Raw genomic sequence first — 22,719 nt, 5'->3', positions numbered from 1 at the left:
GGCTAAAAGACGAATCGCGATGGAACTAAGGGATATGATTACTGCCATATTAATCATCTTTGCCGGAGGGAATCCAGATAAAGTTTTTAAAACTTAAATGGTCGGAATTTCTTCCGACCAAGACTAGCGAAGCTGCCGCCGCCGAAACCAAAAAAATGAGCTCAAACAAATGCTGCGATCGGGGCTAGGAAATTGGATATTCCATCAAAATTTGCCATCTAATTCATAATAAAAAGTAGACTTCCCACACTGATAAAAACCCAAAGAAAAACGGCTAGAGCCAAAGGTTTAAAATCAATCGTTTTTAACGTCTGAATTGAGAGGGTAGAACCAATTAAAAATAAAGTTAAATTCAATCCTGATTTCGCAATAACAGTAATTCCTGAACTCAATGTATCAAAAAATGGAAAGTAAGTATTCAACAAAATTGCCAAAATAAAGTACCCGATAAACCATGGAATTTTAATCTTAGACTCTTTTTTAAAAATAATCATCGTAATCAAAGACATCGGAATAATCCATAAAGCTCTTGCCAGTTTCACGGTTGTTGCGATTTTCAGGGCTTCATTTCCATATTTACTCGCGGCGCCGACAACCGAACTTGTATCGTGAATTCCAACCGCACACCACAACCCGAATTGTTCCTGAGAAAGATTCAACCAATGCCCAATTGCCGGATACACAAACAACGCAATAGAATTCAATGTAAAAATGATCGCCAGTGCCAAAGAAATTTGCTTTGTACTCGGTTTAATAATCGGAGAAGTCGCGGCAATCGCACTTCCGCCACAAATCGCTGTTCCCACAGAAATGAGATAAGATAAAGGTCTTTCCAGTTTCAGCATTTTCCCGATAAAATATCCTAAAATCATAACGGTGAAAATACTGATGACTGTCAATATTAGACCCGATTTTCCGGCTTCCAGAGCTTCATTCAGTTTTAATCCAAAACCCAATCCAACAATTGAAATTTGTAATAATAAATGAATGTATTGATGTAAACTTTTCTCAAAAGGATTTCCCATAAAAACAGCCAGAATAAAACCTAAAAGCAAAGCAATTGGAGAAGAAATAAAAGGAGTTAAACAGAAAACAGCTAATAGAATGAAAACAATTTTCTTTATATTTTCATTTTGAATGAAATATTTCATTTTGTAAAATTTTAAATTGATGGTTCAAAATTCTACAAATTAATATTACAAAGTAAATTGTATTTTGTTATAATTGATAACTTTTAGTTATAGTTTGGTTGCTGGTTTCTAGTTGATTGTTGTTGGATTTAAACCTTATAATTAATTGATGAATTTCAGGAACAGTCTTATTAATTCAGATTGTTCGCCTTTAGGAAGAATAAAACGGAAGTTTCTTTCAATGCTGAAATTTTTAATATCAATAATCGTCAATTGATTGTTTTTCAGTTCATTTAAAACGGTACTAATCGACAGGAAAGCCAACGTATCCGAATGTAAAAGGTAATTCTTAATACTTTCGCTGCTTCCCAGTTGCATTACAATATTTAGGTTTTCAATATTAATTCCTTTTTCCTTCAATCGATTTTGAATAAATTCTAACGAACCTGAACCTTGTTCCCTGAAAATTAATTCCAGATCATACAAATCTTTAAGATTCAAAGTTTTATTGGCTAAAGAATGATTTGATTTTGCAACCAGTACAATTTCATCAGGTTTAAATATTTGATAATCAAAATAATTTGATTGAGATTCTCCTTCGATAATCCCCAAATCAATTTTTCCTTCTTTCAGTAATTCCGAAATAATTTCCGTGTTGTGCGTAATCAATTCAATTTTAATGTCTTTGTAATATGAATTGAATTTAGCTAAGATTTCAGGTAAAATATATTGAGCAACAGTTGTACTCGCTCCGATGATTAACTTCCCTTTATGTTGTTGGTTGATCTGATTAATTTCAAACTCCAGATCACGATAAATATTTCGGATTTTTTCAGCATATTCAAACAAAATTTTGCCACTTTGCGTCAGCTGAATTGATGTTCCTTTTCGATCAAATAACTTGGTGTTCAGCTGATTTTCTATTTCTTTAATGTGCTTTGTGACCGCGGGTTGAGAAATGTTCAGTTCTTCCGAAGCTTTTGTAAAGCTCGATCTTGAAGCTACCGTATGAAAAACTTTTAATCGATAATCAAACATATTCCTAGTTGATGGTGTTGGTTGGAGGTTGATCGTTTTTAGTTTTCATAAAATTAAGGATCTTACACAAAAAACTAACAACTATCAACCAATTTCTATAGATCCGAGAAACTTTTATCATTCAGATGTTCGAATCTTCTGTTTTTTGCTTCTCCGATTTTCTGTTTCGTATAAATGCTGTTGTTTCCTGATAGTAAATAAGAAACAACACACGCAATAGCAATATAAACGCCACTTTCGGCACCGAATAATTCAATTCCCATCAGCATACAGGCGAGTGGGGTATTGGTAGCTCCCGCGAAAACAGCCACGAAACCCATTCCTGCCAATAAACCAAACGGAAGCGGAATAAGTAATGACAGAGCACTTCCCCAAGTAGCTCCGATGAAGAATAACGGGGTGACTTCACCGCCTTTAAATCCTGCCGAAAGTGTGACAATCGTAAAGATCATTTTTAAGGCAAAATCATACAAAGGAAGTTGTTTTTCAAAAGATTCAACTATGGTTGGAATCCCCAAGCCTATATATCTCGTCGTTCCCATAGTAAAAACGGCTATGGCAACAATAATTCCACCGATAGCCGGACGAAGCGGTGGATATTTTATTTTAGATTTAAAAATTGAGCCTGCCCAATGAATTATTTTACTGAACGCTGCGGCACAGATTCCAAAGGCAATTCCTGCCAAAACACTGTATACAATAGGCAGAAGTTCAAGTTTCGGAATAAAATCAATGTGATAGTGGGTATGCTTTACGTTCCAGAGATTCGTTGCCCAATCGGCTAAAATCGCGGATGCAAACGCAGGAAAAATAGCATTGTAACGAATTTTACCAATCAGGAAAACTTCAAGTCCGAACATGGCTCCAGCCAAAGGTGTTCCGAAAACAGAACCAAATCCTGCAGCAATTGCTGAAATAATTAAAATTCTTCTTTCATTTTGATCTAATCTGAAAGGTTTGGTCAACTGATCGGCAATTGCTCCTGCCATTTGTAGAGCGGTTCCTTCACGACCTGCAGAACCTCCGAAAAGGTGTGTGACAATCGTTCCTAAATAAACAAAAGGAGCCATTTTGAAAGGAATGATTTCCTTCGGCTCATGAATATTTTCAATCAGAATATTATTTCCTGCTTCCACATTTTTTCCGAAGTAATAATAGAGTAGTCCGACCAAAAAACCGGCAACAGGTAAAAAGGCAATGATCCAAATATGATTTTCCCGAAACTGAGTTGCCCATTCCAAAGACTGTAAAAAGCCTGCCGAAGCCGTTCCTATCAAAGCACCAATGATTAAACTGATACAAAGCCATTTAAAAATATAAGGTAACGTAGGATATTTTCTGAAGAAAAATTTAGTATGAAAAACAGTTTTTGTTCTAAGTGTTCGTTGATTTTTAGGCATATTTTTCCTGATTTAATTACTGTTAATAATCTTTTAATCAGGCGTCATCAGCTTTTGAAGGCGGTTGGGTAAGGAAGAACACCATTTCCTTTTATAGGGCAAATATAGGATAATTTTAAATATTATAAAAACGGCTTCATTTCATCTTCAATCTGCGTTCTGAGCTCCATCAGACGTTTGGCATATTGTTCCTGCTGTTTTTCTTCTTCGGTTTCTGGAATCCATTTGGGAACGGGAAGTTTCTTACCATTTTCGTCAACCGCTACAAAAACGATGATACAATGTGTTTTTTTATCAAAATTAGGCTGTTTCAGATTTCTGGAAAATACATTAATGGAAATGTGCATGCTCGAAGAACCTGTATAAATTACCTGGGCTTCTACCTTTACAATTTCTCCGATTTTTATAGGTTCGTAGAAACGTATTCCGCCAACATAAACGGTTACTGAATAATTTCCGCTCCAAGTAGTTGCACATGCATAACCTGCCTGATCGATCCATTTCATAACGCTTCCACCATGTACATTTCCTCCGTAGTTCACATCTGAAGGCTCTGAAATAAACTGAAAAGTGATAGGTTTGTTCTCCATTTTTTTAAATTTCAATAAAGATATTTAATAATTTTCAGAATCTCTTATTTAGCCTTAATTTTGAGGTTTAAAATTTAATTATGAAGAAAGTTTTTCACCTTAATACCTGCGATACCTGCAGAAAGATTTTAGCACAATTCGATTTATCAGATTGGGAAAATAGAGAAATAAGAAAAGAACCGATCACGGAAGAAGAACTGGCTGAAATGTATGATAAAACAAAATCGTATGAAGCTTTATTCAGTAAAAAATCGACTCAGATTAAGTTGAGAGGCTTGGATGTAAAATCTTTAGGGGAAAAGGATTTCAAAGAATTGCTTCTTGATCATTATACTTTTTTGAAGCGTCCTGTTTTTATTAGTGATAATGAAATTTTCGTAGGCAATGATAAAAAGAATGTTGAAGCACTGAAAGAATTTTTTGGCATTGCAGAATAATAAGTTGATTAGCTACCATCATAAATGAAAAAATTGAATTTTTTAGTAATTCTTACCGTTATTCTAAATGCTGTAATCGTAATAGGTGCGGGGCATGGTTGGGGTATCTTGCTAATATTTGAAGTTTTAAGTCCTAAATTTATTTTAACTGAGGGAATACATTTCAATAAATTTGATTCTTATGATGGAAGATTATTACCTGTTGCATTTTTATCTTTAATTTTTCAAATACTGCTTTTAATCAGTTTGAAAGTGAAGGTTTGGAAGCTGCAGAAAATTTTAATACATACATCTTGTATCGCTTTAATATTGGTATTTTTTGTTTTAATTAAAGATTTTTCAGAATCTAGTTTGGATAAATTATCGTTACTAGGCGGAATTCCTTTTTTAATATCATCTGTCTTTTTGCTAATTAAAATTAATTTTTTAGTAAAGTTTCAGTAAGTAAAATATCAAACCTAATGGGTTTTCAAAACCCGTTAGGTTTTTAGAAGAGTTTTGGGAGTATACAATTGACGGAAGTTCCAAACAAACTGCGGGAGATAAAATGCAATTGCAAGAAGTCCTAAACAATTTGTGGGGAACAAAATACAATTGCAGGAAGTCTCCAACAAATTGCGGGAAATAAAATACAGTTGTAGGAAGTCTCCAGCAAACTGCGGGAAACAAACTGCAACATACAGAAAGTCCAAATGAAAGTGGACGAATAAAATAGTAAAGACTGAGGCCTAGCCCGGATAGGAGCGGCATCCTTTTTTCGGCGGCTGTAGCGAAGCGGAAGCCGTCGAAAAAAGATACAGCGGATAGCCGGAATAAGCTCCTAAAAAACAAAACCGTCTCGTAAAATGTACGAGACGGTTTTTCTATTTTAAACAATATTCAATTATACAAAAGGAGCTTTCACCACTTTTGCAGATATATTTTTGTTTCTTACCTGAATGAAGATTTCAGAACCCAATTTGAAGTAAGGCTTGTCTACATAAGCAAGACCCAAACCTACTTTTTTCATAGGAGACTGAGTTCCGGAAGTTACTTTTCCGATCACGTTTCCTTCTGAATCTACAACCGGATAATCGTGTCTTGGAACTCCTTTATCTGTTAATTCAAAAGCTACCAATTTTCTGGTAACGCCTTCTTCTTTCTGTTTTGCGAAAGTTTCTTTAGACACAAAATCTTTATCGAATTTCGTGATCCAGCCTAATCCAGCTTCAATCGGAGACGTAGTATCATCGATATCGTTTCCGTAAAGGCAGAATCCTTTTTCTAGTCTCAAAGTATCTCTGGCAGCCAATCCGCAAGGGATAATTCCTTCTTCAGCACCCGCTTCAATGATAGCATCCCAAAGTTTTTCCGCAGAATCATTGTTAAAATAAATCTCAAAACCGCCACTTCCTGTGTAGCCAGTGTTTGAAATAATAATATCGCTAACTCCGGCAACAGAGCCTACTGTAAAGTGATAGTAAGGAATTTCCGAAAGGTTAGTTTCTGTTAATTTCTGAAGAATTTCAGTCGCTTTCGGACCTTGAACTGCCAATAAAGACATGTCGTCAGAAGCGTTCGTCATTTTTGCTCCAAAAGTGTTGTATTTTGAAATATGATTCCAGTCTTTATCAATATTTGAAGCGTTTACAACCACAAAATATTTTTCGTCTGCCATTTTGTAAACGATCAAATCATCTACAATACCTCCGTTTTCGTTAGGTAGACAAGAATATTGTGCCTTTCCGTTTTCCAAAGCATCTACATTGTTTGTTGTAACGAATTGTAAAAGCTCTTTAGAACCGGGACCTTCAATAAAAAACTGTCCCATGTGAGAAACATCGAACAATCCTGCTTTTTCTCTTACGGCAAAATGCTCTTCTGTAACTCCGGAATACTGCACAGGCATTTCAAAACCTGCAAAAGGTACGATTTTAGCTCCCAAAGAAACGTGTTTGTCGTACAAGGCTGTTTTCTTCATATTTAAATTTATTTCTATTTCTTTATTTTAAAACTGTTAAAGGCTTCGTTGAAAAGCATCATAAAATGCCCGTTCCAGTATGTTTGATTACAATTAATGGAAATTAAATACAGATCTTTATCTTTCTGAAAAACCTTGGTTATCCAAAAAAGATTGTCTTTTGGATCCAGATATTCGTAAAAATATTCTGTATATCCCTTTTTTCCTTTGCTGCTTTTCACTTTACTCTCGTCATCGGCAGATTGGTAAAGGGCAAGGACGAATTTTTTAGTTTCCTCTTTGGGAAGAGCAAGGTCGTGATATTCGGAAATAGTGATTGCTCCCATTTCTCCGGAAGGGAAAATGTTAATAATATCGCTGTCATTGGTGGTTTTCCAGCCATCCGGAACGTTGATCGAGTAGTTGGCTGTATCAAATACCGTAGATTTTTGAGCAAATGAAAAAGATCCTAATAAAAAGGCAAAAGCGACTATTAATTTCTTCATTGTTCTAAAAATGATGTTTGTATTCAGCTAAAATAATCTTAAACCATTCGGTGAAGTTATCGGGATTTTCGGCAAGTTCTCGGTCAAGATCTTCCAATGAAATGTATCGTACGGCCGCCACTTCATTTTTGTTTAAATTAAATTCAGCATTGAAATTTCCTACAAAAACATGGTCTAGCTCGTGTTCCCACAAGCCACCGCCAACATCGGCTTTATAAATAAAATGGAATTTTTCTGAAAGTTCGGTTTCAATTCCCAATTCCTCTTTTAATCTTCGATTCGCAGCCTCAAGATACGTTTCCCCATTTCTTGGATGAGAGCATACCGCATTGGTCCATTTCAATGGAGAGTGATATTTTTCGTCGGCTCTTTGCTGTAAAAGCATTTCTCCTTTTTCATTAAACAAAAACACGGAAAAAGCACGGTGTAGCACGCCATTGATGTGTGCCTGCTGTTTTTCCATTAAGCCTAAAACGTTGTCCTGAGGGTTGACTAAAACTACGAGTTCTTCCATTTCTACAAATGTAAGTTTAATAAATGTATTTTGGAAATTTTTGGTGAAACATCATTGCTTTTAAGAATGAATCTAAAATTTACTTTTTAGAAGCTTTCCCTATTCGAATAAATAAAAAAGATAATGCTAAAAAGAAGAGTAAGATGAAAAACGCATTAATAAAAACTTTATTTAAACCTAATTCAGTTACATTCACAAACGGGTAAGGATAAAATTTAGAGAAACTTCCTCTTATTAAGATGTAAAAAAGATAGAATAAAGGATAAATTGCCCATAATGCCATTTGTTTGTACTGTAAATTTTTCTTGTTTTCGTACAAGTGCCAGTAAATAATAACTAAAACAGGAATAATGCTGTGCAGCAATTCGTCTACAATTCTCTGCAGACCTGTGGGATTCCATGTCGATCGTAAAGCAACCTGATATACCATTCCGACAATCAGAATATAAATGGTAATCGCGGTAAGTAAACCTGATTTTATTTCTGAATCTGATTTTTTTAAAGCCTGATTGGTAAAATAAATAGCTACCATTAAATTGGTAAGAATCGTAAAATAACTGAAAAATTGAATCGTCATTTCATTAAAATTCAGCACCGAATTTTTCAGCATTAAACAATACTGAGCAATTAAAGCAAACCATCCTAAAAGCGCAAAAACAAAAGCCAATGTTCTTTTCATATTTTATAAATGTGTTATTCAAATATAAGTAAATCAAGTTTTAAATGTAAATCGTCATAAGTAAGACCTTGAAAAAAGAAAAAATTTTAACTAAAATTATAAAAACGATAGGTAACATGTTGATTTTATTCCTTAAATAATAATTTTTAAAGCAAAAATTAAATTTAAACTAAGTTTAACGCCTTCATTCGATGTAAAAGCCGTAACTTTGCAACTCAATTTTTAACGATGGAATTAGAGTACATAGAACACATTAGTCCAATTCTGAAGGACGGAGTAAAGAATTACTTAATCGATATTGACGGAACTATTACAGAAGATGTTCCGAACGAAGAACCGGAAAGAATGGTTACTTGTGAGCCTTTTCCAGACGCGTTAGAAACCATTAACAGATGGTATGACGAAGGCCATCAGATTTGTTTTTTCACTTCCAGAACTGAAAATTTAAAACAAGTTACCATTGATTGGCTGGATAAACATGGCTTCAAATACCACAGCGTATTGTGCGGAAAACCAAGAGGCGGAAATTATCACTGGATTGATAATCACTTGGTAAGAGCCACAAGATACAAAGGTAAATTTACCGACCTTGTAGAAAAGCAGGTTACTATTGAAGTATTTAAAGAAGAAGAATAAAAAAATTTAGTTTAAAGATTAAACGATTAAATTTTTACCGCGGGTATTATTTAATTGTTTAATCTTTTTAATTTTTAAATCGATAAAAAGTTTTATGAAAGTTTTAGCAAACGATGGTTTGGATCAATCTGGAATTGATGCATTAACGGAGAAAGGATTTGAAGTGATTACAGCAAAAGTTCCTCAGGAATCTTTGGTAGATTACATTAATGAGCACCAGATTCGTACAATTTTGGTACGTAGTGCGACGCAGGTAAGAAAAGATATTATTGATAACTGTCCGTCTATCGAGATCATCGGTAGAGGTGGTGTAGGAATGGATAATATTGATGTAGATTATGCAAGGGAAAAAGGAATTCATGTCATTAATACTCCTTCTGCTTCTTCAGAATCGGTTGCTGAATTGGTTTTTGCTCACTTATTTTCAGGTGCTAGATTTTTACAGGATTCCAACAGAAAAATGCCTTTGGTAGGAGATACTGAGTTTGCTGGTTTGAAAAAAGCCTATGCTGCAGGTATCGAATTGAAAGGAAAAACAATTGGTATTGTTGGAATGGGAAGAATCGGGCAAGAAGTAGCTAAAATTGCTCTAGGTCTTGGAATGCGAGTGATTGCAGCAGATAGCAATGTGGGAAGAGCGAGTATTAAAGTTACTTTTTACAACAATCAGTTCATCAATGTTGATATTGAGACAGAACCGCTTCAGGATGTTTTGAAACATTCAGATTTTATCACGCTTCACGTTCCGGCTCAGAAGGACGGTTACATGATCGGGAAAAATGAATTCGACATTATGAAAGACGGTGTTGCGATTGTAAACTGTTCAAGAGGTGGTGTTATTGATGAAGTTGCTTTAATTGAAGCTTTGGATTCAGGAAAAGTGAAATTCGCAGGATTGGATGTTTTCATCAACGAACCAACACCTTCAAAAGAAATTCTGAATCATTCTAAAATCTCTCTAACTCCGCATACAGGAGCATCTACATTAGAAGCGCAGGATAGAATCGGGCTTTCTTTGGCAGAGCAGATCTCAAGTATTTTACAGATCAACTAAGATTTTAAGGATAAAGTAAAAACCACCTCAATTTGAGGTGGTTTTATTTGTTATATATTGTTTTTACTTTTAAGCAAATCTCTGATTTCCATTAATAATTTTTGGTCTTCAGTAGGTCCGGCAGGCGCAGCAGGCGCTTCCTCTTTTTTAATGATCTTATTAGCTCCTTTTACCAACCAGAAAAGCACCATAGCGATACATAAAAAGCTGATCACCGCAGAAAGGAAATTTCCGTAGGTTACACCATTCCAGGATAATTTTGAAATGTTTTCTGCACCCGCAGCTTTCAACGCAGGGTTTAGTAATAACGGAGTAATAACGTCTTCCACTAAAGAAGAAACAATTTTTCCGAATGCACCCCCAATGATCACGGCAACCGCCAAATCAAGCACATTTCCTTTAAATGCAAATTCTTTAAATTCTTTTACAAATCCCATAATTTATATTTTTTTAATTAGTCTATACACAAAAGTAGGAATTTCAATTTTTAAAATTCAACATTTTATGAGTTTTTTGGGTTTAAAATTTACTTATTGAATAATTATAATTAAATTTAGTAAAACAATTAATAATGAAAATTTTCACGGCAGAACAAATTCGTAAGGGGGATTTGTATACAATTAATAATGAGCCAATTCTCTCAATACAGTTAATGGAAAGAGCAGCATTAGCCTGCGTTAACTGGATTTCTGAAAACTGTAAAAACCATAGGAATTTTGCGGTTTTCTGTGGGAATGGTAATAATGGAGGTGATGGATTTGCCATTGCAAGAATGCTTTATCAGAAAGGTTTTGATGTAGATGTTTTCATCAATTCTAAAGCTAAATATTCTGAAAATGCGAACGAAAATCTTAAAGAATTAAAAGAACTTTCAGGCGTTTTAATCAAGAATTTCAAAGATGCCGAAAGTTACCGTTTTGATAGCAGAACGATTATTATTGATGCCCTTTTCGGAATTGGCTTGTCTAGAAATATAGAAGGTGATTTAAAAGATTTAATTGATTTTTTAAACCAGAAAAAGAATATCAAAATTTCTATTGATGTTCCTTCTGGGCTTTTTATTGATCGTATTGCAGATGAAAATTCAACGATTTTAAAGGCAGATTATACTTTAAGTTTTCAACTTTGGAAGAAAGGTTTTCTTCATCCTGAAACAGGAAAATATACAGGAAAAGTTGAAATTTTAGATATTAATTTAAGTGAAGAATATATCTCGCAGACTGACACTAACGATTTTGTGATAGACGATGAGGTGGTAAAAAATATCTTTAAACCCCGAAATGATTTTTCACACAAAGGAACTTTTGGAAAAGTAACTATTGTTGCCGGAAGTTATGGTAAAATTGGTGCCGCAGTTTTAGCAACTCAGGCAGCGTTGAAAACTGGTGCGGGATTAACATTTGTTCATGCACCGAAATGTGGTTATGATATTCTTCAGACTTCATGTCCAGAAGCAATGTTTATCGACGGTGGTAATCAGAAAATCGAAAATATTGAATTGGATGAAAATTCAGTCTATGGAATTGGTCCTGGAATCGGAAAAGATGAGAAAACACAGAAGGCTCTGTTGAAATTTTTAAAGGAGCCTTCGCAACCTGTTGTGTTAGACGCAGATGCTTTGAATGTTATTGCTGAAACTAAAGATGGTTTACAATTAATTCCGAAAAAATCAATCATTACGCCTCATCCGAAAGAATTTGAAAGATTATTCGGAGCAACAAAAGATTCGTTTGAAAGAACAGATTTGGCGAAAAAAAAATCTAAAGAGCTTGATATTATCATTGTTTTGAAAGATCATCATACCCAAATCATTACGCCGGAAGGAAATGTTTTTTATAATCTTACCGGAAATTCCGGATTGGCAAAAGGGGGAAGTGGTGATGTTTTGACGGGAATTATTACTTCATTTTTAGCGCAAAAATATACGGAGGAAGAGGCTGCGATTTTAGGCGTCTGGTTTCATGGTAAAGCCGCAGATTTTGCTTCAATAAAGCATTCAAAAGAAGCAATGTTGCCGACCGATGTTATTAATGAATTCGGGAAAGTTTTTGAAGAAATTAATGAAAAAGTAGAAATTAAGCTTTAAAAAAATAAAGAATTTCACTAAAAATAAAAAGCAGATTATAACGTTATAATCTGCTTTTTGTATTTACATATAAACTTTATAAAAATTATTCCGGCTTCTCGTTTTCCGCCTGAGTGATTTTAAACTTTTTAGAAATAGCCATGATCACGAATCCTGCTATCATAAAAGGTATCGAAAGTACCTGTCCTGTATTTAATCCTCCGAATTGGATGAATTCGTCTCCCTGCGGCTCTTTTAAGAACTCAACGAAGAATCTAATTGCCCAAAGAATGATGAAGAATAATCCGAATAACCATCCTTGCTGATATTTTTTATTCGTTTTTCTGTATAAAATCCAAAGTATAACGAACAGACAAACATATCCAAAAGCTTCAAATAATTGTGATGGATAACGAGGAACCGTGATTCCGTATTCGCTGCTTTGTTGTGGGAAAAGTAAGGCAAATGGAGAGTTGGGATCTACCTGTTTTCCGATGATTTCGGAGTTGAAAAAGTTCCCTAATCTTACAAATGCACCGCCCAAAGAGACTACAATTCCTAATCTGTCATACACCCAAAACGGATTTTTCTTGATAATTTTGAATGAATAATAAAGCGTCGTAAAAATCAAAGCGATGGTTGCACCGTGACTTGCCAATCCGGAAAATCCTGTGAATTTAAATCCGTTTTTAGTGCTTATCGGTAAAAAGACACTCCAGAAATCTTCTTTAAACAATTCAGGTTGATAAAAAATAACGTGTCCCATTCTTGCGCCTAAGATCGTTCCGATTAACGTCCAAGTGAAAAGTGGCTCCAGATATTTCTGATTAACATTGTCGATTTTAAAGATTTTTGTCATCAAAACGTAACCAAAACCAAAAGCAAAGACAAACATTAAACTGTAAAAATGTAATGTTACAGGCCCCAACTTAATACCTTTTGTAGGATCCCAGATTTTAAAAGGAGTATCTAGCTCCACATTATCTGATGCGGTAATTGGCTTGCTGGATTTTACAGCATATTTAAAGGTGTCAATATTTTCCTGACTTACAGGAGTCGTGATCAATTTAAAATTTTTATCTAAAAACTGATATTGCGCTGTTTTAAATTTTTCTAACGTTAAAGCACTGAAATTATAGTAATTCGGTTCAAAGTTAGATTCGTTCAGAATCACCAAAACATTTCCATCAACTTTTCTGTCCGGAAAAACATTCAGATCTCCCAATTCTGTTGTTGCATAAATCTTTACGGGAACATCAGTTGAATTTACTTTTAAAGTTCCGTCTGATAATCCGCCGGGATAATTTTGTGCAAAAATACTTTGAGTAATTAATGCAAATACAGCGAGGTAGATTCTGAAAAAAATATTATTCATCTCTATTTTTTTAGTAATTTTTTAATTTATTGATTTTGCTTTTTTGGGTGGCACGGGATCATAGCCGCTTCCTCCCCAAGGATGACATTTTGCAATTCTTTTTATACCCATCCAAAATCCTTTAAACACGCCATGCACTTGCAAAGATTCTACCATATAATGCGAACAAGTAGGTTCGTAACGGCAGTTTTTAGGAAGTAAGGGCGAGATAAACCATTGGTAAAATTTGATGAGAATTACCAAAGGAAAAGTGATTATTTTATTGAATGTAAGTTTCAAAACATTGCAAAAATAGGGTAAAAAATTGAAAATTAGTTTAAATTTGTTAGAAGTTTCAGACGTGTAAACAGCGTTTCATCGGATAAATTCGGGTGTTCGTCGATTTGTCATCTTTTTAGATTTAAAATCATGATTTTTGCAGCGTTTCTGTGATCTTTACATTAAAAATTTACTTTAAATCAAACAAAAATTTTGAGTCAAAATATTCCATTAGCCGAAAAACTGAGACCGAAAACTCTGGATGAGGTTCTGGGGCAGGAACATCTTACCGGAGAGAAAGGAACCATCAGAAAAATGATTGATAACAACAATCTGAATTCGCTTATTTTTTGGGGGCCACCGGGAACAGGGAAAACAACAATAGCAGAAATTCTTTCTGAAAAATCGGGTAGAAAATTCTATAAATTGTCGGCCGTTTCTTCAGGAGTGAAAGATGTGCGCGATGTGATTGAAGATGCTAAAAAGCAAAATCTGTTTTCCGGAAAATCACCGATTTTATTTATTGATGAGATTCACCGTTTTAATAAATCTCAACAGGATTCTTTGCTTCATGCGGTTGAAAAAGGATGGATCGTTTTAATTGGTGCAACCACCGAAAATCCAAGTTTTGAGGTAGTTTCTGCTTTACTTTCAAGAAGCCAAGTTTATATTTTAAAGGCTTTGACTTATGAAAAACTGGAAGAATTGATTGATATTGCTTTAAATCGATATAATCAAGATGAAAAAACAGAGTTTGAAATTGCTGATAAACAAGCTTTTATTCAATATTCGGGAGGTGATGGAAGAAAGTTGATTAATTCCGTGGAATTGGTTTTGAATCAATATGTTAATTCAAAAAAGAAAAAGATTACCAATGAAGATGTGCTGGAAGTTTTGCAGGAAACCATGGCGCTTTATGATAAAAATGGCGAGCAACATTACGATATTATTTCTGCTTTCATCAAATCGATGCGTGGAAGTGATCCTAATGGCGCTGTGTATTGGTTGGCAAGAATGATTGCAGGAGGTGAAGATATTAAATTCATTGCCAGAAGAATGCTGATTTTAGCTTCTGAAGATATTGGCTTGGCCAATCCGAATGCGTTGGTGATTGCTAATAATTGTTTTCAGGCGGTAAATGTGATCGGAAATCCTGAATCAAGAATTATTTTAAGTGAAACTGCAGTTTATCTGGCGGTTTCTCCGAAGAGTAATTCAACGTATAATGCGATCAATGAAGCATTGGCTTTGGTAAAACAAACCGGAAATCTTCCCGTTCCTTTACATTTAAGAAATGCGCCGACAAAGCTGATGAAAGACCTCGATTATGGTAAAGAATATAAATATGCCCACTCTTACGAAGGTAATTTTGTCGATCAGGATTTTTTACCGGAAGAAATCAAAAACATAAAATTATATGAACCGGGAAATAATGCAACGGAGAAAAAAATTTACGAAGAGCTTAAGAAAAAATGGACTAATAAATACTAAAAAAAGGATGCTGTAAAGGCATCCTTTTTGTGAAATATGTTTTATAAATTATCTCTGAGTCGTAATGTATAAAGTCTTTTTGCCGTTGTAGTCTTTCACTTCCATTTTAGCTAAAAGATCTCCGTAAACCGCTGTTGCAGGATCTTTAAACTCATATCCGTCAATCAAGACCAAATTATCATTGGGTAATTGATGCTGGTTGTTCAATTTTGCAATCGTAAGCCTGTCGAGACCGCCTTGTCCTTGCTTTATTTTTACTTCAGTTAAGCCGTTTTCAGCAATAAAACTGTATTTTTTTAAGCTTTGAGGAAGAGTAGCTGCTGTCTTATAAGCGTTTTTACTTTGTACGATATCTTTTCTAATATTAAACATATCTACTGTTCCTACCACATCATTTGCGACCGCAAATCTTGTTGAAGGATTCTTTTGAGCAAATAAAGTTGCCGAAGAAAACACTAATAAAGAGTAGAAGATTTTTTTCATAATCTGGAGAATATATAAAGATTAAAAACTGGATAAATATAGTTATTTTTTACAAAATCTGAACGAAATTTCGGTTTAATTTGGAAATTAATCACAAATTGATGATTTTATTGAGATTCTGTTGTCTCATTTTCAATATTTTCTTCTTTATGATCTACCAAGTTTTTAATGATATTTTTAAGTCTTTGAAAAGTGAATGAACTTAATAATAAAATGATTCCCAAGATAATAAATGCAATGATTCTCGAAACATTATCCATTTGCCAAACATCGTAAGCGTATAATTTTAACACAACAATTCCTATCAAAGCAAAGCCAACTTTTGTAAGTTCTGAGACTGAATTTTTCAATCCTATATAAATGAATAAGCTTGACAGAATAGCCCAAATAATAGGTAAATAAAGAATACTGAAATGTTTTTCAAGCTCGTAAGATTCTGCCAAAGTGTTTGAATTTGTTACGTTGTAGATATGGTACAATTCAAAACTGACAACGGAAACCAACGCTAATGAGAAAATCCAGTATGAAATATTTACACTGAAAAAATTGATTTTATGTAAAATTTTCCAACTGATAAAAACAAAAGGAATCAGATATAATAAATGAAGGGCATAAAAACTGCTGTCGATTTTTTTAGAAATGATGGATTCAATTATACTTAAACCTGAAACGGATGAATTAATGATAACCAAAAACAAAAAAAGATAAGACAAGCCAATTTTGAATTCTTTACTAATATCAAACACTTTTCGGAGTAATAATAATACGAAAATGAAATAGATGCTGTATAAAATTCCGGTTCCGAAGATAATGCTCCACGGTTTGTGAGAAATGTGATAGATTAATTCAAACAATAAAGCAAAATAAATGATTCCATAGCTTGCAAGAATGAACAAATTTTCGAAAAAATTATTTTCTTTTTCTTCGCTTTCGGTTAATTTTCTTAATAAAAATAAATTTGAAAGAGTGGTAATAACCGTTACAGAACTTGTGAGAAATACAGGATTGAAAACAATATTCAATTTATCTGATGAAAAATATTCGCCCCAAGTAATAATCTGTGCAATAATAACCAGCGGAAACAGAATATAAAAACATATTTTAAAAATGTTATGGTTGGTTCTTTTCCAGATAAATAATAGAAGAGTAGCTTCAATAGCCCATACGCTTGTAATTAAATGGGTTTTAAACTGTAACGCAATCGCAATTGTAATTAGACTTACTGTAATTGCTGAAAATACCGAATAATTAATTCCAAAACTTTTTTTGCTGTATTCTTTAAATAATAAAATAGAATTTACCAAAGCAAAAATAATCGGGAAAATAATTACAGGTTCGTATTTCAATTCATTAAATATATAAACCAAACCTATAATGCTGCAAAAATTAATTAAAACCAACATCAGAATATCAGCAATCGTAAGAGTATTTTTCTTGAAATAATCCTGTAATGCAAATGCATAAAAAAGAATATAGCTGGTGACATAAAAATAAACACTTAGAATTTCCGTTTTTTCAATCGTCCAATAGAAAAGGTATATATTGGTGAAAACAAAGGCAATCCAGCCCACACTTTTCCAATGTTTCAGAAAAACGATAATTAGCATTCCTACATTTAAAACCATTAAATAAGTAAAAAGAAAAGGGTAGTTGCTTTGCCCTGTACTGATCATTAATGGTGCTAAGAAACCTCCGAAAAGCGAAAAAATAATTAAAATTTCACTTTTATAAAAATAGGAGAGCCCAATGGAAAGTAGTGTAATAAGGCAAGTAACGACAAATGCTGTATTTTGGGTAAACAAATGATATTCGCGAAAGGCAATGGTAATGGTAAAATAGAGAACTGCAATTCCGCCGCCGGTAATAATAGAGGCGAAAACATTGTAATTTTTCCTCAAAAAATGACCGACCGTCATGATGATAGCTCCCGTTGCAATCCCGATGCCCACGCGGGGTGTTTCACCAATCCAGTTTTTATCAATAGCATATTTTACAAAATAACCGATTCCTAAAACAAGGGTGAAAATACCAATGATAGTTAAGGCGTTTTGTTTAAGGAAATCAAAAACAGGCTTCATCCAATCTTTTTGAGGAACCTGAATCACTTCTTCCTGAAGAGGTTTTGAAGTTACATTTTGAAGTTCATTTTCAAAAGCCACTTCTTTGCTTAATTCTGGCTGAGCAGCAGTTTCAGCTTGGGGTGTAATTTCTTTTGAATAAACTTTAGAGCTTTTTTCCCGCATCAGATCGGCAACTTTTCTTTCCAGATCATTAATTCTATTAACGAGACTTGCGTAAACGAGAACAATGGCTATTATTAATATGATGATAAAAATGCTGTTCATTATTTGCTTTTTGTAAATCAAATATAATATAAATGAAATGAATAAGGATAAAAAAACTCTGCCACCGAAAATGTGACAGAGTGATTGGTAATACAGATTAAATAATATTAATCTTAGTTTGATACTTTGTATATGTAAAATGAGGAAAGGCTGGAACCTATCAAACCTGCTGACAGTGCCGTAGAACCTGTAAGGCCAAATGAAATCTTGTCACCTGCCTGCAAAGAGTATAGAGAATTAAGGCTTGATTCCGAAATCGTTAAACTTAAAACCAGAAGGTTAGCACCACTAAATGCTCGGTTGTCAATAAGCGTTGCTACACCTGCTCTTGTTCTTACGATTCCAATTCCTGGGGTATTAGCAAGAATTTCAGCCTGTAAACCTGTTCCATATCTGAAACTGAAACCAATAGCATACGTTCCGGTCGAAGGGATCGTGTAGGTATTGTCTGTATCAGAAAATAAAGCTGCAGAGCCCACTGTTCTTTCATTAGTTAAGAAGTTCACCGCTCTGAAACCTGTCGGAAATAATCCCAGACTCAGTAAACTTATTCCAGTTGTCTTTCTTGCAGCATATACCGAAGTATTTGTTATCCCAGTGGTATTTACTGCAGTTACAGCAGCATCTACAACAAGCTGAGGATTTACTTGTGCCACTTGGAAATCGCCACCTGAATTTTGATTTAATGCTAAAATTTGATAACCAGGTAAAGCGGGCGCCGAAGGTGTTTGCCTGATTTTCATAGTACCATTGATGTCGAGAGTTGCTGTCGGATTTGGTGTATTGATTCCAACTTGAGCGTGAATACTGCTTGCGGCAGCTGCAAAGATGAGGGTAAAGATCGTTGCTTTCATGAGTAAATTTTTTAATTAGTTTTCAAATAATCATCAACAAAAATTATGCCTTTGGATTGTTAAAATTTTAATTATTAACAAGATATGGTATCATAATTTTAATTGATTCTAGGTTATGTGTTTAAAAAAGTCTTATAAATGCAATATGTTTCGAAATTATAAAAATAAAAAATCTTGTTTTAAACGACATCAAAAATACTAATAAATCCCTATTAAATGAATAATTTTTATAAAAAAATAATACTGCCACATAATGTGACAGTATTATTTTGTGTAAACTGACAAAAAAGCTTATTTTTTTTATTTAATCTAAATTTTACTTAATCTAAACAATAATTTTTTGTTGCTTTATTTAATATTTGAAAAATCAGCTTTCCAAAAGATATTCTTTGTAATTACCTAAGAAATCGACTTCGGCTCCAATAGATTTTAATTCTTCCAAAGCATTTTCGTGCAATACTTTATCCCAATTTCCGACAACGTTGATGAAGAAAAAATAATTCCCTAAACCTGTTTTCAATGTTCGGGATTCAATTTTGCTTAAATTCATTTTGCGCCATGCAAAAACCGACAAAACCTGATGCAAACCTCCAGCATGATCTTCAGGAAGAGTAATCAATAAACTTGATTTTTCACCTAAAGTATTTAGTTTTTCATTATCGTAAACATTTTGCACTTTAGAAATGACGATAAATCGGGTATGATTCTGCTCAAAATCCTGAATATTTCGGTGGATGATTTTTAAACCATATAAATTGGCCGCAAACTGATTGGCAACTGCCGCTCTTTTGAGTTCAGGATGTTCCGAAACATACTTTGCCGCTGCCGCAGTGGAAGAGAACTCCTGCTTTTGAACATTTTTAAAGTTTGTATCTAAAAAATGAAAACTCTGAGCCAACGCTTGCGGATGAGAGTAGATTTTTTCTAATTCTTCGGCTTCATTATTAGGATGAATCATCAAATGATGGGCAATCGGCATTACGGCTTCTGCTTCAATTTTGATGTCGGACGTTTTATATAAATAATCCAGCGTCATCGAAACTGTTCCTTCAATCGAGTTCTCCAACGGAACCACAGCCTTGTCTAATTCTCCGTTTTCTACAGCCGTAAAGCAATCTAATATATTGGTTTGAGGAATTAATTCTTCGTTCGGAAAAAGCTGTGTGGCCGCCAACTGAGTGAAACTCGCCTGCGGACCTAAAAATGCAATCTTCATTATATCTCTATTTATTTTGAATTTTAAATGTAGTGAAAAAGTAATTACGCTTCGAGGTTTAATATCGTTAATTCAACGTTACTTTGATTAAACATTAAACCTTGAACTTACTCATTCCAACTTTTCTCTATAAGCTCCATTAAAAAATCCGGACACTTAATGACTTTGTTTGTTTTTGCATCCAAAAAGAAGAGCGTAGTGGAGGCTTCTGTGATTTTTATCATATCTTCATTGAAAATTTCATACTCAAATTCAATCTTTACTCCCGGAGTTTTTTTTACATATGTATGAATTTCTAATTTTTGATCGTACAAAGCTGGTCGCAAATACTTAATTTTATACTCCGAAACAGGCAACCAAATTCCTTGATTTTCAATCTCATTATATGACATTCCTATGCTTCGGAAAAGCTCAACTCTGGCAACTTCAAAATACTCGGCGTAATTTCCGTAGTAAACATATTTCATGGGGTCTGTTTCTCCGTAACGTACTCTTATTGAGTGTGTTGTGTGTATCATTTTAAGGTGTATTTTAGACATACAAATATATTTTTAAATAATCAATACCTGCAATATTTTTTTTTGAAAAGAAAAAATTCGACCTTTGTCCTCCTTCTAAAAATGTAATAATCTAGAGTTAATCGGGGCGTAAATTATGGATGAAAATTTAATGTTGATTTGGCAGAAATGTCTGCAGTTTATGCGTGATAACTTAAACGCGGCTGAAGATAATTCTGATTTAAAAAAGCTTGAAAAATCTTTCGATCTTCTGTTTGATAAAGTTCAGCCAATTTCTTTGGTTCAGAACAATCTTACGTTGATGGTTCCGAGCGATTTTTACAAGGAATATATTGAGGATAATTACTTGTCCTTACTTTCTGCTGCCCTGAAGAAAAATATTGGAAAAGGAGTGAAATTATGGTATTCTGTAATGGAAAATAAACCTAGCGGTTTAGAAAAGCCTGTTACCATGAATATGAAGGGAAAAACAGTTCCTCCTCCAAAAATGCAGGAAACGATGCCTCAAGGGTTTTCGTCAAATATAGTAAACCCGTTCGTGGTTCCTGGAATCAGAAAAGTAAATATTGATTCTAACTTAAAGCCAGACTTTTCTTTTGATAATTATATAGAAGGAGAAAGCAACAAATTTGCGGCTACCGTAGCTAGATCTATCGCTAAAAGACCTGGTGCAACGGCTTTCAACCCATTATTTTTATATGGTGGTTACGGAGTTGGGAAAACGCACTTAGGACAGGCCGTTGGTTTAGAAGTTAAAAGCCAGTTTCCGGATAAAGTAGTTTTGTATCTGTCTTCTGAAAAATTCATCCAGCAGTTTATTTCAGCTGCTAAAGCTCATAAGCAGACAGAATTTGCGAATTTCTATCAGATGGTAGATGTTTTGATTATCGATGATATTCAGTTCCTGTCAGGAAAATCTGCAACTCAGGATAGTTTCTTCCACATTTTTGATTATTTACATCAAAACGGAAAACAGATCATCTTGACATCGGATAAAGCTCCGGCTGATATTATGGATATTCAGGACAGGATTGTTTCCCGTTTCAAATGGGGACTTTCGGCAGAAATTAAATCTCCGGATTTGCCAACGCGTAGACAGATTATTGTTGACAGATTAAGCCGCGACGGAATTGTTCTTCCGGATGATGTGCTTGATTTCTTAGCAACAGAAACAAAAACAAATGTAAGAGAGCTTATTGGAGTTATCAACTCGGTTATTGCTTATTCTACCATTTATAAGAAAGATCTTAGTCTTGAATTATTAAAAGATACCATTAATAAAATCGCTGCCAATCAGAAAAAGGTTATCAATATTCCTTATATTCAGGAGGTTGTCTGCGATTATTTCGGAATCAAAAAAGAACAGCTTTTATCTAAAACAAGAAAGAGAGAAATTGCACTTCCAAGACAGTTGGCGATGTATTTTTCAAAAGAATATACAAACTCTACATTCAGCAAAATTGGTGAAGAAATGGGAGGAAAAGACCACTCTACGGTAATGTATGCTTGTGATACGATTAAAGATGTTTCTAAAATTGATAAAGAGATCAAAAAGTATGTAAAAGACTTGACTGAGAAAATCAAGCAATAAGAAATAATTCAATTAAAAATATAGAAATGGAGAATAAAATTTATTCTTCATTTTTTGTTTAATACAATAATTTTTTAATCATTAAATCTTTTAATTTTTAAATAAAACAGTATGAAAATATTAATGGTTTGTCTTGGTAATATTTGCAGAAGCCCTTTAGCAGAAGGGATTATGAAAACAAAGGTACCTTCTCATTTTATGATAGATTCTGCCGGAACAATTTCCATGCACGAAGGAAAACATCCTGATAAAAGATCGATAAAAACGGCGGCAAATCATCAGATTGATATTTCACAACAGAGATCAAGACCCATTACCAATGCTGACTTTGATAAATTTGATAAGATTTATTGTATGGATATTGATGTAATGGCTGATGTTATCTCAAAAGCTAAAAACGAAGAGCAACGCCAGAAGGTTTCTCTGTTTCTTGAAGCTTTGAATGATGATGAAAATGCAGAGGTTCCAGATCCTTATTGGGGAGATATGAAGGAATTTGAAGACGTTTTCCAGCTTATTGATAAAGGCTGCGATGCTATATTTAATCAGCTACAAACGATTCATCAGTAATTTTATAATTCATAACTTGCAACTTCTAAT

24 protein-coding genes and 1 riboswitch are annotated in these 22,719 nt (G+C 33.9%); of the genes, 8 read left to right on the top strand and 16 right to left on the bottom strand.

The genetic code is table 11. From position 1 onward, the window contains the following. Window positions 1-218 precede the first annotated feature (218 nt). From ABEG63_RS20800 to ABEG63_RS20785, 4 genes are all read right to left on the bottom strand, one after another. Window positions 219-1,151: a putative sulfate exporter family transporter gene (locus tag ABEG63_RS20800; protein WP_346587318.1), complete on the bottom strand. Its 933-nt coding sequence runs from the start codon at window positions 1,149-1,151 to the stop codon at window positions 219-221. 141 nt (window positions 1,152-1,292) lie between these two features. After that, entirely contained in the window at window positions 1,293-2,168 is an 876-nt protein-coding gene (locus ABEG63_RS20795; protein WP_346587316.1) for a LysR family transcriptional regulator, read from the bottom strand. 95 nt (window positions 2,169-2,263) lie between these two features. Next, window positions 2,264-3,568 carry a voltage-gated chloride channel family protein gene (locus ABEG63_RS20790; RefSeq protein ID WP_346587314.1) on the bottom strand — a complete coding sequence of 435 codons (1,305 nt, stop codon included), beginning with the start codon at window positions 3,566-3,568 and terminating at the stop codon, window positions 2,264-2,266. Between the two features lie 31 nt (window positions 3,569-3,599). Then, window positions 3,600-3,666: riboswitch (Fluoride riboswitch) on the bottom strand. A gap of 24 nt (window positions 3,667-3,690) precedes the next feature. After that, window positions 3,691-4,158 (bottom strand): acyl-CoA thioesterase, encoded by a 468-nt coding sequence (locus tag ABEG63_RS20785; RefSeq protein ID WP_072953061.1) that lies wholly within the window; start codon window positions 4,156-4,158, stop codon window positions 3,691-3,693. Window positions 4,159-4,238: 80 nt separating this feature from the next. Here ABEG63_RS20785 and ABEG63_RS20780 point away from each other — a divergent pair, with 80 nt between their 5' ends. After that, on the top strand, window positions 4,239-4,595 hold the full coding sequence (locus ABEG63_RS20780; RefSeq protein ID WP_346587312.1) for an ArsC/Spx/MgsR family protein: 357 nt from the start codon (window positions 4,239-4,241) through the stop codon (window positions 4,593-4,595). A 33-nt stretch (window positions 4,596-4,628) separates the two neighbouring features. Further along, a complete protein-coding gene (locus ABEG63_RS20775) occupies window positions 4,629-5,039 on the top strand; it encodes a hypothetical protein (protein ID WP_346587310.1) in 411 nt (136 codons plus the stop codon). Between the two features lie 439 nt (window positions 5,040-5,478). Here ABEG63_RS20775 and gcvT read toward each other — a convergent pair whose 3' ends face one another. The 4 genes from gcvT to ABEG63_RS20755 all read right to left on the bottom strand — a co-directional run bounded on the left by gcvT (window position 5,479) and on the right by ABEG63_RS20755 (window position 8,233). After that, on the bottom strand, window positions 5,479-6,555 hold the full coding sequence (gene gcvT / locus ABEG63_RS20770) for a glycine cleavage system aminomethyltransferase GcvT (RefSeq protein WP_346587309.1): 1,077 nt from the start codon (window positions 6,553-6,555) through the stop codon (window positions 5,479-5,481). Window positions 6,556-6,569: 14 nt separating this feature from the next. Then, window positions 6,570-7,040, bottom strand: a complete 471-nt coding sequence (locus tag ABEG63_RS20765) for a hypothetical protein (RefSeq protein WP_346587307.1) — start codon at window positions 7,038-7,040, stop codon at window positions 6,570-6,572. 4 nt (window positions 7,041-7,044) lie between these two features. Beyond that, the gene (gene idi, locus ABEG63_RS20760; protein WP_346587305.1) at window positions 7,045-7,554 is read right to left on the bottom strand and encodes an isopentenyl-diphosphate Delta-isomerase; all 510 of its coding nucleotides are present in this window, start codon (window positions 7,552-7,554) and stop codon (window positions 7,045-7,047) included. 79 nt (window positions 7,555-7,633) lie between these two features. Beyond that, the gene (locus ABEG63_RS20755; RefSeq protein ID WP_267405451.1) at window positions 7,634-8,233 is read right to left on the bottom strand and encodes a Pr6Pr family membrane protein; all 600 of its coding nucleotides are present in this window, start codon (window positions 8,231-8,233) and stop codon (window positions 7,634-7,636) included. A gap of 228 nt (window positions 8,234-8,461) precedes the next feature. Here ABEG63_RS20755 and ABEG63_RS20750 point away from each other — a divergent pair, with 228 nt between their 5' ends. After that, on the top strand, window positions 8,462-8,869 hold the full coding sequence (locus tag ABEG63_RS20750; protein WP_267405450.1) for a phosphoheptose isomerase: 408 nt from the start codon (window positions 8,462-8,464) through the stop codon (window positions 8,867-8,869). Window positions 8,870-8,963: 94 nt separating this feature from the next. Further along, window positions 8,964-9,923, top strand: a complete 960-nt coding sequence (locus tag ABEG63_RS20745) for a D-2-hydroxyacid dehydrogenase (protein WP_267405449.1) — start codon at window positions 8,964-8,966, stop codon at window positions 9,921-9,923. Window positions 9,924-9,973: 50 nt separating this feature from the next. Here ABEG63_RS20745 and mscL read toward each other — a convergent pair whose 3' ends face one another. Next, on the bottom strand, window positions 9,974-10,360 hold the full coding sequence (gene mscL, locus ABEG63_RS20740; RefSeq protein WP_267405448.1) for a large conductance mechanosensitive channel protein MscL: 387 nt from the start codon (window positions 10,358-10,360) through the stop codon (window positions 9,974-9,976). A gap of 134 nt (window positions 10,361-10,494) precedes the next feature. Here mscL and ABEG63_RS20735 point away from each other — a divergent pair, with 134 nt between their 5' ends. After that, window positions 10,495-12,009 (top strand): NAD(P)H-hydrate dehydratase, encoded by a 1,515-nt coding sequence (locus ABEG63_RS20735; protein ID WP_346587303.1) that lies wholly within the window; start codon window positions 10,495-10,497, stop codon window positions 12,007-12,009. A gap of 85 nt (window positions 12,010-12,094) precedes the next feature. On the opposite strand, the gene lgt is transcribed toward ABEG63_RS20735, so the two are convergent. Together lgt and yidD are read right to left on the bottom strand one after the other, a co-directional pair. Then, complete coding sequence (gene lgt, locus ABEG63_RS20730; RefSeq protein ID WP_346587320.1) at window positions 12,095-12,943, bottom strand: prolipoprotein diacylglyceryl transferase; 849 nt, start codon at window positions 12,941-12,943, stop codon at window positions 12,095-12,097. A 441-nt stretch (window positions 12,944-13,384) separates the two neighbouring features. Beyond that, window positions 13,385-13,642 carry a membrane protein insertion efficiency factor YidD gene (gene yidD / locus ABEG63_RS20725; protein WP_346587302.1) on the bottom strand — a complete coding sequence of 86 codons (258 nt, stop codon included), beginning with the start codon at window positions 13,640-13,642 and terminating at the stop codon, window positions 13,385-13,387. Between the two features lie 192 nt (window positions 13,643-13,834). Between yidD and ABEG63_RS20720 the strand changes: the two genes are divergently transcribed. Then, the gene (locus tag ABEG63_RS20720) at window positions 13,835-15,112 is read left to right on the top strand and encodes a replication-associated recombination protein A (RefSeq protein ID WP_267405445.1); all 1,278 of its coding nucleotides are present in this window, start codon (window positions 13,835-13,837) and stop codon (window positions 15,110-15,112) included. Window positions 15,113-15,160: 48 nt separating this feature from the next. Here ABEG63_RS20720 and ABEG63_RS20715 read toward each other — a convergent pair whose 3' ends face one another. From ABEG63_RS20715 to ABEG63_RS20695, 5 genes are all read right to left on the bottom strand, one after another. Then, window positions 15,161-15,595 carry a hypothetical protein gene (locus ABEG63_RS20715; protein ID WP_346587300.1) on the bottom strand — a complete coding sequence of 145 codons (435 nt, stop codon included), beginning with the start codon at window positions 15,593-15,595 and terminating at the stop codon, window positions 15,161-15,163. A gap of 107 nt (window positions 15,596-15,702) precedes the next feature. Then, window positions 15,703-17,940, bottom strand: coding sequence for a DUF2339 domain-containing protein (locus ABEG63_RS20710; protein ID WP_346587299.1), 2,238 nt, complete (start codon window positions 17,938-17,940; stop codon window positions 15,703-15,705). Window positions 17,941-18,053: 113 nt separating this feature from the next. Further along, window positions 18,054-18,794, bottom strand: a complete 741-nt coding sequence (locus ABEG63_RS20705) for a hypothetical protein (protein WP_346587297.1) — start codon at window positions 18,792-18,794, stop codon at window positions 18,054-18,056. 367 nt (window positions 18,795-19,161) lie between these two features. After that, entirely contained in the window at window positions 19,162-20,010 is an 849-nt protein-coding gene (gene pheA, locus ABEG63_RS20700; protein WP_346587295.1) for a prephenate dehydratase, read from the bottom strand. Window positions 20,011-20,117: 107 nt separating this feature from the next. Continuing rightward, on the bottom strand, window positions 20,118-20,528 hold the full coding sequence (locus ABEG63_RS20695) for a thioesterase family protein (protein WP_346587293.1): 411 nt from the start codon (window positions 20,526-20,528) through the stop codon (window positions 20,118-20,120). 136 nt (window positions 20,529-20,664) lie between these two features. On the opposite strand from ABEG63_RS20695, the gene dnaA reads away from it, so the two are divergent. After that, on the top strand, window positions 20,665-22,119 hold the full coding sequence (gene dnaA, locus ABEG63_RS20690; RefSeq protein WP_267405439.1) for a chromosomal replication initiator protein DnaA: 1,455 nt from the start codon (window positions 20,665-20,667) through the stop codon (window positions 22,117-22,119). Window positions 22,120-22,230: 111 nt separating this feature from the next. Further along, the gene (locus ABEG63_RS20685) at window positions 22,231-22,689 is read left to right on the top strand and encodes a low molecular weight protein-tyrosine-phosphatase (protein ID WP_346587291.1); all 459 of its coding nucleotides are present in this window, start codon (window positions 22,231-22,233) and stop codon (window positions 22,687-22,689) included. Window positions 22,690-22,719 lie beyond the last annotated feature (30 nt).

This window comes from Chryseobacterium sp. C39-AII1 (assembly GCF_039672645.1).
In the GTDB taxonomy this organism is placed as follows: domain Bacteria; phylum Bacteroidota; class Bacteroidia; order Flavobacteriales; family Weeksellaceae; genus Chryseobacterium.
The sequence above is the reverse complement of the archived record's forward strand: the minus strand, read 5'-3'. Positions and strand labels throughout refer to the sequence as shown.

What these genes read in the sequence shown, in the direction of transcription:
- ABEG63_RS20800 (WP_346587318.1), bottom strand. Translation starts at nt 1,151, where the DNA reads ATGAAATATTTCATTCAAAATGAAAATATAAAGAAAATTGTTTTCATT.
- ABEG63_RS20795 (WP_346587316.1), bottom strand. Translation starts at nt 2,168, where the DNA reads ATGTTTGATTATCGATTAAAAGTTTTTCATACGGTAGCTTCAAGATCG.
- ABEG63_RS20790 (WP_346587314.1), bottom strand. Translation starts at nt 3,568, where the DNA reads ATGCCTAAAAATCAACGAACACTTAGAACAAAAACTGTTTTTCATACT.
- ABEG63_RS20785 (WP_072953061.1), bottom strand. Translation starts at nt 4,158, where the DNA reads ATGGAGAACAAACCTATCACTTTTCAGTTTATTTCAGAGCCTTCAGAT.
- ABEG63_RS20780 (WP_346587312.1), top strand. Translation starts at nt 4,239, where the DNA reads ATGAAGAAAGTTTTTCACCTTAATACCTGCGATACCTGCAGAAAGATT.
- gcvT (WP_346587309.1), bottom strand. Translation starts at nt 6,555, where the DNA reads ATGAAGAAAACAGCCTTGTACGACAAACACGTTTCTTTGGGAGCTAAA.
- ABEG63_RS20765 (WP_346587307.1), bottom strand. Translation starts at nt 7,040, where the DNA reads ATGAAGAAATTAATAGTCGCTTTTGCCTTTTTATTAGGATCTTTTTCA.
- idi (WP_346587305.1), bottom strand. Translation starts at nt 7,554, where the DNA reads ATGGAAGAACTCGTAGTTTTAGTCAACCCTCAGGACAACGTTTTAGGC.
- ABEG63_RS20755 (WP_267405451.1), bottom strand. Translation starts at nt 8,233, where the DNA reads ATGAAAAGAACATTGGCTTTTGTTTTTGCGCTTTTAGGATGGTTTGCT.
- ABEG63_RS20750 (WP_267405450.1), top strand. Translation starts at nt 8,462, where the DNA reads ATGGAATTAGAGTACATAGAACACATTAGTCCAATTCTGAAGGACGGA.
- ABEG63_RS20745 (WP_267405449.1), top strand. Translation starts at nt 8,964, where the DNA reads ATGAAAGTTTTAGCAAACGATGGTTTGGATCAATCTGGAATTGATGCA.
- mscL (WP_267405448.1), bottom strand. Translation starts at nt 10,360, where the DNA reads ATGGGATTTGTAAAAGAATTTAAAGAATTTGCATTTAAAGGAAATGTG.
- ABEG63_RS20735 (WP_346587303.1), top strand. Translation starts at nt 10,495, where the DNA reads ATGAAAATTTTCACGGCAGAACAAATTCGTAAGGGGGATTTGTATACA.
- ABEG63_RS20715 (WP_346587300.1), bottom strand. Translation starts at nt 15,595, where the DNA reads ATGAAAAAAATCTTCTACTCTTTATTAGTGTTTTCTTCGGCAACTTTA.
- ABEG63_RS20710 (WP_346587299.1), bottom strand. Translation starts at nt 17,940, where the DNA reads ATGAACAGCATTTTTATCATCATATTAATAATAGCCATTGTTCTCGTT.
- ABEG63_RS20705 (WP_346587297.1), bottom strand. Translation starts at nt 18,794, where the DNA reads ATGAAAGCAACGATCTTTACCCTCATCTTTGCAGCTGCCGCAAGCAGT.
- pheA (WP_346587295.1), bottom strand. Translation starts at nt 20,010, where the DNA reads ATGAAGATTGCATTTTTAGGTCCGCAGGCGAGTTTCACTCAGTTGGCG.
- ABEG63_RS20695 (WP_346587293.1), bottom strand. Translation starts at nt 20,528, where the DNA reads ATGATACACACAACACACTCAATAAGAGTACGTTACGGAGAAACAGAC.
- dnaA (WP_267405439.1), top strand. Translation starts at nt 20,665, where the DNA reads ATGGATGAAAATTTAATGTTGATTTGGCAGAAATGTCTGCAGTTTATG.
- ABEG63_RS20685 (WP_346587291.1), top strand. Translation starts at nt 22,231, where the DNA reads ATGAAAATATTAATGGTTTGTCTTGGTAATATTTGCAGAAGCCCTTTA.